This is a genomic window from Brevundimonas sp. LPMIX5 (assembly GCF_003576505.1).
Classification (GTDB): domain Bacteria; phylum Pseudomonadota; class Alphaproteobacteria; order Caulobacterales; family Caulobacteraceae; genus Brevundimonas; species Brevundimonas naejangsanensis.
Genome location: NZ_QWTZ01000004.1, coordinates 304633 through 318103 on the forward strand (window position 1 = coordinate 304633; position 13471 = coordinate 318103).

Annotated in this window: 9 protein-coding genes; 3 read left to right on the forward strand and 6 right to left on the reverse strand. The window is 66.3% G+C overall.

Going from position 1 to position 13471, the window contains the following annotated elements; all coding sequences use genetic code 11:
• Positions 1-29: 29 nt before the first annotated feature.
• The 4 genes from carB to D1604_RS06605 all read right to left on the reverse strand — a co-directional run bounded on the left by carB (position 30) and on the right by D1604_RS06605 (position 8116).
• Entirely contained in the window at positions 30-3329 is a 3300-nt protein-coding gene (carB, locus tag D1604_RS06590; RefSeq protein ID WP_119412700.1) for a carbamoyl-phosphate synthase large subunit, read from the reverse strand.
• 10 nt (positions 3330-3339) lie between these two features.
• Entirely contained in the window at positions 3340-3660 is a 321-nt protein-coding gene (locus D1604_RS06595; protein ID WP_119412701.1) for a ribonuclease E inhibitor RraB, read from the reverse strand.
• A gap of 174 nt (positions 3661-3834) precedes the next feature.
• Positions 3835-7194 carry a TonB-dependent receptor domain-containing protein gene (locus D1604_RS06600; protein ID WP_158584918.1) on the reverse strand — a complete coding sequence of 1120 codons (3360 nt, stop codon included), beginning with the start codon at positions 7192-7194 and terminating at the stop codon, positions 3835-3837.
• A gap of 223 nt (positions 7195-7417) precedes the next feature.
• On the reverse strand, positions 7418-8116 hold the full coding sequence (locus D1604_RS06605) for an HAD family hydrolase (RefSeq protein WP_024353675.1): 699 nt from the start codon (positions 8114-8116) through the stop codon (positions 7418-7420).
• Positions 8117-8237: 121 nt separating this feature from the next.
• Here D1604_RS06605 and D1604_RS06610 point away from each other — a divergent pair, with 121 nt between their 5' ends.
• From D1604_RS06610 to D1604_RS06620, 3 genes are all read left to right on the forward strand, one after another.
• On the forward strand, positions 8238-9545 hold the full coding sequence (locus tag D1604_RS06610) for an amino acid permease (RefSeq protein ID WP_119412773.1): 1308 nt from the start codon (positions 8238-8240) through the stop codon (positions 9543-9545).
• A gap of 87 nt (positions 9546-9632) precedes the next feature.
• Positions 9633-10793 (forward strand): glutamine-hydrolyzing carbamoyl-phosphate synthase small subunit, encoded by a 1161-nt coding sequence (gene carA / locus D1604_RS06615; RefSeq protein WP_119412703.1) that lies wholly within the window; start codon positions 9633-9635, stop codon positions 10791-10793.
• Entirely contained in the window at positions 10794-11762 is a 969-nt protein-coding gene (locus tag D1604_RS06620) for a hypothetical protein (protein ID WP_119412704.1), read from the forward strand. It abuts the gene before it with no gap.
• 6 nt (positions 11763-11768) lie between these two features.
• Here the strand turns inward: D1604_RS06620 and D1604_RS06625 are convergent, their stop codons facing one another.
• Positions 11769-12032: a hypothetical protein gene (locus D1604_RS06625; protein WP_119412705.1), complete on the reverse strand. Its 264-nt coding sequence runs from the start codon at positions 12030-12032 to the stop codon at positions 11769-11771.
• A 185-nt stretch (positions 12033-12217) separates the two neighbouring features.
• Entirely contained in the window at positions 12218-13426 is a 1209-nt protein-coding gene (locus D1604_RS06630) for a patatin-like phospholipase family protein (protein WP_119412706.1), read from the reverse strand.
• Positions 13427-13471 lie beyond the last annotated feature (45 nt).

The window sequence follows — 13471 nt, forward strand, 5'->3', positions numbered from 1 at the left end:
GGGGCCTTTCTTCAGGTCTGGGCCTGATCTCAGTTGTAGCTCTGGATCGGGCGGACATCCATTTCGCCGTGGCGGACGGCGGCGATGCCCTGCGCGGCGGCCAGCGAGCCGGACGCCGTGGTGTAGTAGGGGATCTTCATCATCAGCGCCGTGCGGCGGATCGAGAAGCTGTCGGCCAGGGCCTGCTTGCCGTCCGTGGTGTTGAAGACCAGCTGGACCTCGCCGTTCTTCATGGCGTCGACGATGTTCGGACGGCCTTCCAGCACCTTCTTGACCAGACCGACCTCAAGGCCCTGTTCGGTCAGGTAGCTGTGGGTGCCGCCGGTGGCGATGACGGAGAAGCCCTGCGCCAGCAGGGTCTTTACCGCCTCGACGATGAAGGGCTTGTCGGCGTCGCGCACCGAGACGAAGGCCGTGCCTTCGGTCGGCAGGATGGTGCCGCCGCCGGTCTGGGACTTGGCGAAGGCGCGGGCGAAGGCGGGGGCCAGATCGGCCTCGCCCTCGCGCTTCCAGTCCAGACCCATGACCTCGCCGGTCGAGCGCATTTCCGGGCCCAGGATGGTGTCGACCCCGGCGAAGCGGGCGAAGGGGAAGACGGCTTCCTTGACCGCGATGTGGTCCAGTTGCTTGTCGACCAGACCGAAGGACGACAGCGGAACCCCGGCCATGACCTTGGCGGCGATGGCGGCGACCGGCTGGCCGATGGTCTTGGCGACGAAGGGCGCCGTGCGGCTGGCGCGCGGGTTCACTTCCAGCACGAAGATGCGCGGGTTCTCGCTGTGCGGCTCTTCGATGGCGAACTGCACGTTCATCAGGCCGCGCACCTTCAGGGCCTTGGCCATGGCGGTAGTCTGGCGCTTCAGCTCGGCCACCGTTTCGGGGCGCAGGGAGAAGGGCGGCATGGAGCAGGCGCTGTCGCCCGAGTGGACGCCGGCTTCCTCGATATGCTCCAGAACGCCGGCGACGAAGACGGTTTCGTCGTCGCACAGGGCGTCGACGTCCACCTCGGTGGCGCGGTTCAGATAGTGGTCGATCAGCACGGGATCGTCGCCCGAGACGCGCATGGCCTCGCCGACGTAGCGGTCCAGACCCTCGCGATCGTGGACGATCATCATGCCGCGGCCGCCCAGGACGTAGGAGGGGCGCAGGACGACCGGATAGCCGACTTCCTCGGCCTTGATCGCGGCTTCCTCGGCCGAGCGGGCCAGGGCGTTGGGCGGCTGTTGCAGGCCGATGGCCTGAAGCATCTGCTGGAAGCGTTCGCGGTCCTCGGCCAGGTCGATGCTGTCGACGCTGGTGCCCAGGATCGGCACGCCGTCTTCCTGAAGCGCATGGGCCAGCTTCAGCGGGGTCTGGCCGCCGAACTGGACGACCACGCCGATCAGCTCGCCTTTGGAGCGTTCGACGTCGATCAGCTCCAGCACGTCCTCGGCCGTCAGCGGCTCGAAATACAGTCGGTCGGAGGTGTCGTAGTCGGTTGAGACGGTCTCGGGGTTGCAGTTGACCATGATGCTCTCGACGTCGATGTCGGCGAAAGCGAAGGCGGCGTGAACGCAGCAGTAGTCGAACTCGATGCCCTGACCGATACGGTTCGGACCGCCGCCGAGGATGACGGCCTTGCGGCGATCCGACACTTCGGCTTCGCAGGCCGGAACCTGGCCCAGGGCGCCGGTCTCATAGGTCGAATACATATAGGCGGTGGCGCTGGCGAACTCGGCGGCGCAGGTGTCGATGCGCTTGAACACCGGGCGCACGTCCAGGGCGCGGCGGGCCTTGCGGACCTCGCCCTCGGTCTTGCCGGTCAGGGCGCCCAGACGGGCGTCCGAGAAGCCCTTGGCCTTGAGCTTGCGGAAGTTGGTCGCGTCCGTGGGCAGGCCCTGAACGCGGACGTGGCCCTCGGTGCGGATCAGGTCGGCGATCTGACGCAGGAACCACGGTTCATACGAACAGGCGGCCTGGACTTCCTCGACCGTCAGGCCGTGGCGGAAAGCCTGGGCGATGACGCGGATGCGGTCCGGCGTGGGCAGGCCCAGGGCGCGGATGACGGCGGCCTTGATCGCGGCGTCGTCCTCGGCGCCGGTTACGCCGTCGATCTCGATGTCGTCAAAGCCGTTCAGGCCGGTCTCCAGCCCACGCAGGGCCTTCTGCATGGATTCCTGGAAGGTGCGGCCGATGGCCATCACCTCGCCGACCGACTTCATCGCCGTGGTCAGCGACGGCTCGGAGCCCGGATATTTCTCGAAGGCGAAGCGCGGGATCTTGGTGACCACGTAATCAATGGCCGGCTCGAAGCTGGCCGGGGTCACCATGGTGATGTCGTTCTTCAGTTCGTCCAGCGTATAGCCGACGGCCAGCTTGGCGGCGATCTTGGCGATCGGGAAGCCGGTGGCCTTGGACGCCAGCGCCGAGGAGCGCGACACGCGCGGGTTCATCTCGATGACGACCAGACGGCCGTCCTTAGGGTTGACCGCGAACTGGACGTTCGAGCCGCCCGTCTCGACCCCGATCTCGCGCAGCACGGCGATCGAGGCCGCGCGCATCATCTGGTATTCCTTGTCCGTCAGGGTCATGGCCGGGGCGACGGTGATGCTGTCGCCGGTGTGGACGCCCATCGGATCGATGTTCTCGATCGAGCAGATGATGATGCAGTTGTCCGCATGATCGCGGACGACCTCCATCTCATATTCCTTCCAGCCCAGCACCGACTCTTCGATCAGCACTTCGGTGGTCGGCGACAGGTCGAGGCCGCGCTCCACGATTTCGTGGAATTCCTCGACGTTGTAGGCGATGCCGCCGCCGGTGCCGGCGAGCGTGAACGACGGACGGATGATGGCGGGCAGGCCCACGAAGGCCAGGGCCTCGTCGGCTTCTTCAATATGGTGGATGGCGCGCGAGCGAGGCGATTCCAGACCCAGTTTGTCCATCGCGTCGCGGAACTTCTGACGGTCCTCGGCCTTGTCGATGACCTCGGCCTTGGCGCCGATCATCTCGACGCCGTGACGGGCCAGGGCGCCCGATGCGTTCAGGGCCAGGGCGGTGTTCAGCGCCGTCTGGCCGCCCATGGTGGGCAGCAGGGCGTCCGGCTTTTCCTTGGCGATGATCTTCTCGACCATCTCGGGCGTGATCGGCTCGATATAGGTGGCGTCGGCCACCTCCGGGTCGGTCATGATGGTGGCGGGGTTCGAGTTGACCAGGATGACCCGGTAGCCCTCGGCCTTCAGCGCCTTACAGGCCTGAACGCCGGAATAGTCGAACTCGCACGCTTGGCCGATGACGATCGGCCCGGCGCCGATGATCAGGATGGACTGGATGTCTGTGCGCTTGGGCATCGGCGTCTACTCAGTTCGTCACGACCGCGCACTCCCAGCCGTCGTAGTCGAGCTGGAAGGCCGCGGCCCAGGTTTGCATCATGGCCGACACAGGCGAAAACGACGCCTCGTCGACCGGCATGGTGGTCTCCAGGACGGTCATGTCGCCCTGGCCCCGCGTCAGGAAACCCGCACGGCGGGCCACCTCGCACAGGTCGCCGTGCGCCTCTTCCTCGCCGTAGAAGTAGAACAGCGTATGGCGCGGGGTGATCCCGCTGTCGCCCTGCTCTGCGAGCGCGGCGCGCACCATGGCGTCCTTTTCTTCATGACAGGTCAGGGCGGCGGTCTCCACGCGCGCAGACGGACGGGCGCGAGCGCGCTCGCGGCCGATCCGTTCGGGTTGTCGGTTAAGCGGCCCGTTTAGAGAGGGAGCAGCCGGGGGGCAAGGGCCTATCCCCCATGAGCGCACAAGAAAAAGGGGCGGCCCGTAAGGACCGCCCCCAGAGTTTCAAACCTCGTCCGTCCTTTAGAAGGGACGGAAGTTCAGGCCGACGAAGAAGCGGCGGCCGTAGGGGTCGAAGTTGGAGTAGATGGTGGTGCCCAGGATGTCGCGCTGTTCAGCGTCGAACAGGTTCACCACGCCGGCGCGCAGCGTCAGGTCGTCACGCACGTTGTAACGCACGGTGATGTCGTGACGCGTGAAGTTGCCGGTGTCCATCTGGTCGGCCAGACGCGAGTCCGCGTTGTTCACGAAATCGCGGGCGCGAACGATGTTGGTGGCGGACTGCCAGTCGGCGGTCCAGTTCACGTTCCAGATGTCGTTCGGACGCCAGGACAGCGACGAGGCCATGCGGACGCGCGGGTAGGCGTTGGTGCCGCTCAGGCCGATGCTGGCCGCCAGTTCGTTGTAGTCCGACGGATCCGCTTCGTTCAGGAACTGCTTCTGCTCGATCAGCCACGAACCCTGCAGGCGCCAGTCGAAGGAGCCCCAGTTCTTGCCCCAATCCGCGGTGTCCCACGAATAGTTGGCGCCGAAGTCCAGGCCGCGCGTTTCCAGAGCCGCGTAGTTGAACGACCGCTCGATAAAGCCGCCGATCGGGTCGCCCGAGGGGGCGCCGACGCCGAACTCGATGTTCGGGTTGTTGCGGAAGATCGAGTTACAGGCGTCCATGTTCAGCTCGGCGCCGCTGACGCAGTTGGCGGCGATGCCGGCGGCCGACACGGCGGCGATGACCTTGTCGATGCGGATTTCATAGTAATCCAGCGACAGGGTCAGGCCCGGCGCGAAGCGCGGCTGATAGACGGTCGAGAAGGTGAAGGATTCCGACTCTTCCGGCTTCAGGTCGGGGTTGCCGCCCGAAACGCCGGCGATGCCCGAGGTGTAGTTCGGACGGAAGTCGTCGGTGTTGGTGGCGGTTTCGCCGGCGAAGTCGAACGACAGGCCCTGCTGTGCGGCCAGGGCCGTACAGTTCTTGACGCGGTTGGCCTTGATCTGCTGGTCGTCGAGAGCCGCGATGTTGGCCGTGGCGCAGGGGTCGCTGAAGTTGTTGGCGAACGTCTGGCCGTACGGCGAGTAGTTCTCACCCAGGTTCGGCACGCGGACCGAGGTGTTGAAGCTGGTCTTGAATGTCAGATCGCGGATCGGACGGTAAACCAGGTTCACGCCGTAAACGTCGACGTTGCCGACGGTCGAATAGTCGGCCCAGCGGTACGAGCCGCTCAGCTCGGCGTACTCGCCCAGGAAGGAGTCGCGGAACAGCGGCACAGCGACTTCCGCGAACAGTTCCTTGGACTCATAGCTGACTTCCGGGAAGTCGTCGCCGGTGTTCAGGAACAGCAGGCGGTCGCCCGCCGTGGTGCTGCGACCGACGGCCGAGGTGGTTTCCTTGCGCCATTCGCCGCCGACGGCCAGGCCGAGGTTCCCCGCGCCCCAGAAGTCCCACAGTTCGGTCGAGACCGAGCCGATGAACTGGTGCTGCTCGTTCATTTCCTCGACGCGGACGAAAGCGTCGACGTAGTCCAGAGCTTCAGCCGACTGGTTGCCGGCGCCGAAGATGTTCAGCGGAGTGCACTGGGCGATGGCGTTGCGGCCATACTCCGTCTCACGCAGGTCGCCGCCACGGACCGGGTCGTACAGACCGGCCTGAATGACTTGGCCCTGCTCATTGACCTCACGCATCGGCACGCCGCGCGCATTCAGCAGGGCCGAACGGCAGACGACGGCGCCGGCGGAGCCCAGCAGGCCGGTCGTGTCGACCACGGCGTCGGCGGCCAGGGCCATGCGCTGCACGTCTACGCCGCGCTCGATGTTCTCGATCTCGACCTTGCCGTAGGTATAGCCCAGGTCCCAGGACAGGGACTTGGCGAAGCCGATCGGGCCGTGGTCGCCGTCGAAGCCTACGACGTAGCGTTGCAGGTCGCGGGTGTTCTTCTGCGAACGCTCGGGGCCAAAGAAGCTGTGACGCGCGATCGGCAGGCTTTGCGAGCCGATCAGTTCGCCGGCGTTCTCGGCCGTCGGGGGAGCGTAGATGTCGATCCTGTTGTTGGCGATCGCGCTCTTCATCGACTGCGGCAAGAAGGCGTTGTCATCCCAGCGCAGGTCGAAGGCAGAGGTGGCCCAGATCGAGTTCGTCTCACCGGCGCCATAGGAGTCATTGTCCAGGTCGACGTCGAAGAACGTCGGCTGACCACGCATGAAGGTTTCCTCGGTGATGTATTTGGCCGAGGCGTGGAAGTTGATCGAGTCGGTGATCTTGAAGTTGGTCCCGACCTGATAACGCTGCGATTCCGAGGCCGGAATGCGGCTGTAGCCGGCGACTTCGCCGATCGGCATGCCGTCGCCGCCGATGTTGTAGGGGCGGTTGATGCCGACGTTGCCGACGCGTTCACCGAAGTTGGCTTCGCGGGCCGCGTTGCCGTCATAGACGAAGGTCTTGCCCGGCATGATGCCGTAGCAGTTGGCGGCGTAGGTGAAGCCGTTTGCGTTGAAGCAGTTCTGGTACGGAACGTTCGGGTTGGTCAGGTCGCTGGGGCGCTGCAGGTTGGCCAGGGTGGTCTGGCCCCAGGGCAGGATGTCCAGGCGGTTCAGGCCGTAGAAGACCTCGGCGTCGAGGATGCCGTCATAGGGGTTGTTCGTGGGGTCGGCGTCGACGGCCAAGCGGGCCGGGCCGCGACGAATCCAGTCGATGTCCATCGAGTCGACGTTGTCGATCTTCTCATACTCGGCGTGAGCATAGACGTTCAGACGGTCGTCGAAGAAGTTCTTGCCGATCAGGCCCGAGATGCGGCGGGTGGCTTCGCCGTTGTCGTTGATCTGGCCGTAGTTGGCGTCGATCTCGAGGCCTTCGAAGTCCTTCTTGAGGATGAAGTTCAGCACGCCCGAGACGGCGTCGGCGCCGTAGACCGACGAAGCGCCGCCGGTGATGATCTCGACGTTCTGGATCAGCAGACGCGGGATGGCGTCGACGTCCACCGACAGTTCGCCGCCCGAAGAACCGACGTGGCGACGGCCGTCGACCAGGGTCAGGGTGCGGTTGGCGCCCAGCGAGCGCAGGTTGGCCAGCGACAGGCCGCCCGTGTTCAGGCTGGAGCCCGTGGTGTCGGACGGAACGGTGGAGTTCGACAGGGCCGGGATGGTGGCCAGGTAGTCGATCAGGCTGGTCTGGCCGGTCGACAGGATCTCTTCCTGCGTGACCTGGATGATCGGGGTCGGCGCGTTGGCGGCGCTACGGCGGATACGCGAACCGGTGACGACGATTTCGCCGACTTCCGTGGCCTGGGCGTCCGACGCGGGCAGTTCCGCCACCTGGGCCGAAGCAACGCCGGCGGCGGCGATGGTGCTGATCAGAACAGTGCTGCCCAGCAGACGGGAGCGATTAATACGCATACAGTTAAGCCTCACATTGCGACACGGTAGGAACCATGATCCGCCACAGGATTGCCTCAACCAGATGAGGTCAAGTTGCATCGGTCGCATGTGGGGCGAAGTGCGACGGTAATGTTGCCGTGTTGCAAATTTGGGACGAAATCTGTCCAATAATGACGAAATAACGGCACGTTATTGCACCAAATGGGGCGAACTATGTTTGAATTTAGGCCAAGTAACCTTGTTATGGGTCGACTGTCTGAAGCCAGGCCGGCACTTCGTCGAAACGGCTCAGGCTGACGAAACGGGGGTGGCCTTCCGGAGCTTCCGCCAGTTCGTGCGTCCATGTGATCGGGTACGGGATATGGATTCCCCAGGCGCCGGCCTCGATGGCGGGCAGGACGTCTGATCGCATCGAATTGCCGACCATTGCCGCGTCGGTGGGGGCGACGCCGTGACGGGAAAATACAGTTTGGTAAGTTCCCCGGTCCTTTTCAGACACAATCTCGACGCCCGAGAAGTAGTCGCCCAGCCGTGAGGCGGCGAGCTTGCGTTCCTGGTCCATCAGGTCGCCCTTCGTGATCAGAATGAGGCGATAGCGCGTCGACAGATCGGCGACCGTGTCGGCGACGCCGGGCAGGGTTTCGACCGGGTGGACCAGCATTTCGCGCCCGGCGGCGAGGATTTCGCGCACGATGTGGGGCGGGGCCGAGCCCTCGCACAGCTCCATCGCCGTCTCCAGCATCGACAGGGTGAAGCCCTTCACCCCGTAGCCGTAGAGACGAAGGTTGCGCCGTTCGACCTGCGCGAGGCGGTCCATCATCACCGGCTCTTCGGCATGATCGGCCAGCAGTTCGGCGAACCGCTTCTGGCTCAGGCGAAAGATGGTCTCATTGTGCCAGAGGGTGTCGTCGGCATCGAGGCCGACCGTGGTGACGGGCATGGGCGAACTCCAGAACTTTTGGCGGGGCTTTAGCACGCCAGCGCCGACCGCTCATCCCGGCGACGGCGCGGGGAAGAATCTTCATGGCGACGGCTGCGACATTTCGGTCTATGCGGCGGGCATGAGCCAAGTCGACATCCTGCCTGAACCCTCGCGCCGCATCGGCTGGGGCCTGGCCGCCCTGGTGGTGGCCGGGAACATGATCGGATCGGGCGTCTATCTGCTGCCCGCCACCCTGGCGCCGACCGGCAGCAGCAGCGTCATCGGCTGGATCGTCTGCGGCGTCGGAGCCGTGACCCTGGCCCTGGTGTTCGGCGGGCTGGGGCGGATGCAGCCGGAGGCCGACGGCCTGTCGGACTTCGCCCGGCGGGGGCTGGGGCGGTTTCTGGGCTATCAGACGGGACTGGCCTATTGGGCCGCCTGCCTGACCGGCAACGTCGCCGTGGCGGTGGCGGGGACCGGCTATCTGGCCTTCTTCTTCCCGGCGCTGAAGGAGCCGATGTGGGGCGCGCTCAGCAATCTGGCGCTGATCTGGCTGACCACGGCGGCCTATGCGGCGGGGTCGAAGACGGCGGCGCGGTTCGGAGCGATCACCCTGGTGCTGGGGCTGATCCCGATCGGCCTGGCCATCATCGCCGGCGTCATCGCCTTCAGCGGCGACACCTTCACCGCGTCGTGGAGCCCGGCGGGCGAGCCGTTGATGAAGACGGTTCCGGCGTCGCTGGCCGTGATCTTCTGGGCCTTTCTGGGCGTCGAGAGCGCGGCGGCCCTGTCCAGTCAGGTGAAGAATCCTGCGACCGACGTGGGCCGCGCCTCGCTGGGCGGAGTGCTGCTGGCCTTCGTCGTCTATGTGGCGGCCAGCGTGGCGGTGTTCGGCGTCATCCCGGCCGATGTCCTGGCCCATTCGACCAGCCCCTATGCCGATCTGGTGGCGCGGGTCATGGGGGCCTCGGTGGCCGGTCTGGTGGCGGCCTGCGCCGTCATCAAGGCGACCGGCACGATCGCGGGCTGGACCATGATGGGCGGCGAGACGGCGCGCGCCTCGGCCGAGGCGGGCTGGCTGCCGCGCTGGTTCGGCGGGGCGCAGAAGGGCAGGACGCCCCTGTCCAATCCCCTGATCAACGGCGTCATCATGAGCGCCATGGTGATCGCCAGCGCCCAGCCGACGCTGGGCCAGCAGTTCGGCGTGCTGATCGGCGTGACCTCGGTGCTGACGTTGTGCCTGTACGCCCTGTGTTCGGTGACGCTGTGGAAGCTGACGACCAAGCCGGGCTGGCGCCTGCTGGCCGTCGGCGGGGCGGTGTTCTCGGCCTTTGCGGCCGCCGCGGCGGCGGGGGGCTATATCTGGCCCAGCGTCGGCTTCTTCGCCGTCACCAGCCTGGCCTGGCTGTGGGTGCGGCGGGGACAGCCCCGTGTTCAGGGCGCATAGACCGGAGGCCGTGTTGACAGGACCCCTTCATCTCTTTAGCGACCCCGCCGTTTGTCCGCCCGTATTCACTGCTAGGAGCCCTGCGCCATGACGACTCAAATCCTGTCCGGCGCCACCGGCGTCCTCGTGCTCGCAGATGGAACGGTCCTGTCGGGGATCGGCGTCGGGGCGACCGGTTCGGCGGTCGGCGAGGTGGTCTTCAACACCGCCATGACGGGCTATCAGGAAATCCTGACCGACCCCTCGTACATGAGCCAGATCCTGGCCTTCACCTTCCCGCACATCGGCAACGTCGGCGTGAACCTGGAGGACGTCGAGCAGATCGGCGAGGCGCCCGAGCGGGCCGCCCGCGGCGTCATCCTGCGCGACGTGCCGACCGACCCGGCCAACTGGCGCGCCACAGGCGGGCTGGACGACTGGATGAAATCGCGCGGCGTCATCGGCCTGGCGGGCGTGGACACCCGCGCCCTGACCCAGCTGATCCGCGAAAAGGGCGCCCCGCACGCCGTCATCGCTCATGACCCCGAAGGCCGGTTCGATCTGGAGGCCCTGACGGCGCAGGCGCGCGACTGGAAGGGGCTGGTCGGTCTGGACCTGGCCAGGGACGCCTCGACCACCCAGGCCTTTGAATGGACCGAGGGCGCCTGGGACTGGCCGACCGGCTACGCCAAGCCCGAGGCCGGCGACCAGTCGGTGGTGGTCGTCGACTATGGCGTCAAGCGCAACATCCTGCGCGCCCTGGCCTCGACCGGAGTGAAGATCACCGTGGTCCCCGCCTCGACCACGGCGGAAGAAATCCTGGCCCGCAACCCTGACGGCGTGGTTCTGTCGAACGGTCCGGGCGATCCGGCCGCGACCGGCGAATACGCCGTGCCGGAGATCAAAAAGCTGCTGGACAGCGGCAAGCCGCTGATGGGCATCTGCCTGGGCCATCAGATGCTGGCCATCGCTCTGGGCGCCCGGACGCTGAAGATGGAACAGGGCCACCACGGCGCCAACCATCCCGTCAAGGACCTGACCACGGGCAAGGTCGAGATCGTGTCGATGAACCACGAGTTCTCGGTCGACGGCGCCAGCCTGCCCGAGGCGGTGGTTGAAACACATGTGTCGCTTTTCGATGGTACCAACTGCGGCATCGCGCTGAAGGACCGGCCGGTGTTCAGCGTGCAGCATCACCCGGAGGCCTCGTCGGGTCCGACCGACAGCCTCTACCTGTTCAAGCGTTTCGTGGATTCCATGAGGGCGTAAATGGCTTCACCGGCGGCGAAGTCGGCCTATCTGGGCTGGGTCGCCGCCGCGATCACGGGCGAGAGGGGGGCCTCTCCGACCTTTGCGGCGGCCGAACACGATCTGATCCTGGGCTACGCCACCGGCTATGAAGCGGCCGATGTGGCGGTCTTTGTGCGCTCCCTGCGCGCGGTCTACGCCGGGCCTGTGGTGCTGGTGACGGATCAGGAGCCGGCGCTTCTGGATTTTCTGGCGCAGTATGGCGTGGAGTCTGCGCCGCCGCCTGCGGCTTGTAGCGGCGTGTGGCGTCCGCATCCGGTGATGCAGCGCTTCGCCGCCTTTGATGCTCTGATGAGCGAGCGGCCCTGGGCGCGCCATGTGCTGCTGACGGACGTGCGTGACGTAGTCTTTCAGGCGCCGCCGTTCGATCCGCCGCCTCAGAAGCTCGAGTTCTTCGTCGAGTATGACGGCGGGCTGAAGGGCCATGCCTTCAACATGAAATATCTGCGCGGCGTCGGCGGCGAGGACGTGGCGCGCGCCCTGGCTGAAAAGCCCTGCGTCTGCGTCGGCACCGTCATGGGGCCGCGCGCGTGCATGATCCGCTTCTGCCGCACCCTGCTGATGCTGGCGGCCATTCCCCGGTCCGAGATCGGCGGCGCCTTCGGGGCGGATCAGGCGGCGTGCAACATCGCCCTGCATCTGGGTCTGGTCGAGGGAGAGACGCAGCCCAACTACGGCCGGATCGCCACCGTGGGTCTGACGCCCGGAGGGGGCCTGTCGCTGGACGGGACCGGTCGGATCGTGAACCCCGACGGCGGGGTCAGCCCGATCGTGCACCAGTATGATCGCCACCCCGTGCTGATGGCGGCCGTTCACGAACGCTGGGGGCAGGGTTTCGAGGCGCGCGAGCGGCGTCGGGGCAAGAGTCTGTCCGAACGCGGGCGCAAGCTCAGAGACTCCTTCGCCCGACGCCTGCCGGAACTGCGCTGAGGCGCTTTACGGCAGGAAGGCCGGTTCGGCGCGACGCAGGGCGGCGGCCTTGCTGATGGCGACGCAGGCCGCGTGCAGCCAGTAGTCCGCGTCCTCGCTGCGGTTTTCCTGACGCCGGAGCCGGCCGCGCTGACGGCGCAGGGCCGCGTTGGCCAGCAGGCGGGCGTGCAGCGCGCGCGGCTTGAGCAGGGGAACAGCGGGAGAGCCGGGGACGGCGACGGCGTCGGGGCCTTGGGGCTCCACCGCCGGGCGGGCGATGGCGATGAACATAAGAAAACCCATTCTGTGAACGGCGGTTGTCGCAGTCTGCGACGGGGCCGTCGGCGAAGGTCTCTGTTTCTCAGAGACGCAGGAAGAATCCACAGGAACTGTGGATAGTTCCGCCGTTATACGAAAAATATTGTTCTTAATCAGATGGTTGTGGCCCCAATGCGGCCAATATGGTTAATGAAATCCTAACCTGTCGGAGCGATGACGACCGTGGGCGGCGTCTGTTCGCGATGTCTGCGGCGGCTGGGGCGCGGCTCGGACGGGTCGACGCGCCGGTCGAAGGCGCGGCCGGCCAGAGCCTCGGCCTCGCCTGCCTGGAACAGGGCGGTCATGTGGGCCTGGGTGAAGTCCAGGGTGTTGGCCTCGGCGTGGTCGGGGATGGCGGCGACCGACAGCGTCAGATCATAGCGGCGGGCGAACTGTGTGATGGCGGTCAGGTCCGAGCGCTGCAGGGCCTTCATCATGGTGTCGAAGCTGCGGGCGGCGATGCTGATGGCCGAAATGCGCGAGACGTCGAAACGCGGATCCCATTTGCCGTTGACCACGATCCAGATGCGGGCGTCGCCCAGAGGACGCGCGTTCGGCGCCTCCAGCAGCAGGGCCTGGGGCACGACCAGGAAGCTGGACACCGTGCCGCCGTCGACGTGCAGTTCCTGAATGCGGCGGCCGTCATGCTCGACGTTCAGCAGGACGGGCGGAAAGGCGCCGGGGATGCTGGCCGAGGCGATCAGCACATTGACGAACAGCAGACGCGAGGCCTCGTCGTTTTGCTGGGCGATGGCGCCCATGTCCCAGACGACCTGGGTCTGGGTGTCCAGACTGGTGGTCGAGACGTAGAGCCGACGACCCTTGCGGTGCTCCTCGGCGATGGCGGTCAACAGCTCGGGCGAGATGTTGTTCAGCACCAGATTGGTCAGCGGCTCGGGCTTGAACACGCCGGGCAGCATCAGGGCCAGCAGGCCGCGCGACTTCAGCAGATCGTCGGTCTGGCCGCTGGTGTAGGCGTGCTCCAGCGCCGGGTCGAACCGCTGTCCCGCAAAGACGAAGGGGGCGATCAGGGCGCCGGTGGAGACGCCGGTCACCACCTCGAACTGGGGGCGGGTTCCCGCCTGGCTCCATCCGACCATGACGCCCGCGCCATAGGCGCCGTTGGCCCCGCCGCCGGACAGGGCCAGAATGTCGAACGTGCCGTCGGCCGTGGCGTTCTGGGCGTTGACCGTCTCGCGCACGAAGCGGTCGCGCGCCTCTGGAGTCAGGAAGTCATAGCGCCACGGCGGGCTGGCGGCGGTCAGGTCTGCGGCGTCGAAGGCCGGGCGCGGAATCGTCTGGCAGGCGCCGAGCGTCAGCAGGGCTGAGGGCAGCAGCATCAGGATCAGAAGACGAAGACGGCGCATGGTCGCAAAGGCTCCGGCGAGGCTTGCATGAGTTAAAGCCCAGAC

What these genes read in the sequence shown, in the direction of transcription:
- carB (WP_119412700.1), bottom strand. Translation starts at nt 3,329, where the DNA reads ATGCCCAAGCGCACAGACATCCAGTCCATCCTGATCATCGGCGCCGGG.
- D1604_RS06600 (WP_158584918.1), bottom strand. Translation starts at nt 7,194, where the DNA reads ATGCGTATTAATCGCTCCCGTCTGCTGGGCAGCACTGTTCTGATCAGC.
- D1604_RS06605 (WP_024353675.1), bottom strand. Translation starts at nt 8,116, where the DNA reads ATGCCCGTCACCACGGTCGGCCTCGATGCCGACGACACCCTCTGGCAC.
- D1604_RS06610 (WP_119412773.1), top strand. Translation starts at nt 8,238, where the DNA reads ATGAGCCAAGTCGACATCCTGCCTGAACCCTCGCGCCGCATCGGCTGG.
- carA (WP_119412703.1), top strand. Translation starts at nt 9,633, where the DNA reads ATGACGACTCAAATCCTGTCCGGCGCCACCGGCGTCCTCGTGCTCGCA.
- D1604_RS06620 (WP_119412704.1), top strand. Translation starts at nt 10,794, where the DNA reads ATGGCTTCACCGGCGGCGAAGTCGGCCTATCTGGGCTGGGTCGCCGCC.
- D1604_RS06625 (WP_119412705.1), bottom strand. Translation starts at nt 12,032, where the DNA reads ATGTTCATCGCCATCGCCCGCCCGGCGGTGGAGCCCCAAGGCCCCGAC.
- D1604_RS06630 (WP_119412706.1), bottom strand. Translation starts at nt 13,426, where the DNA reads ATGCGCCGTCTTCGTCTTCTGATCCTGATGCTGCTGCCCTCAGCCCTG.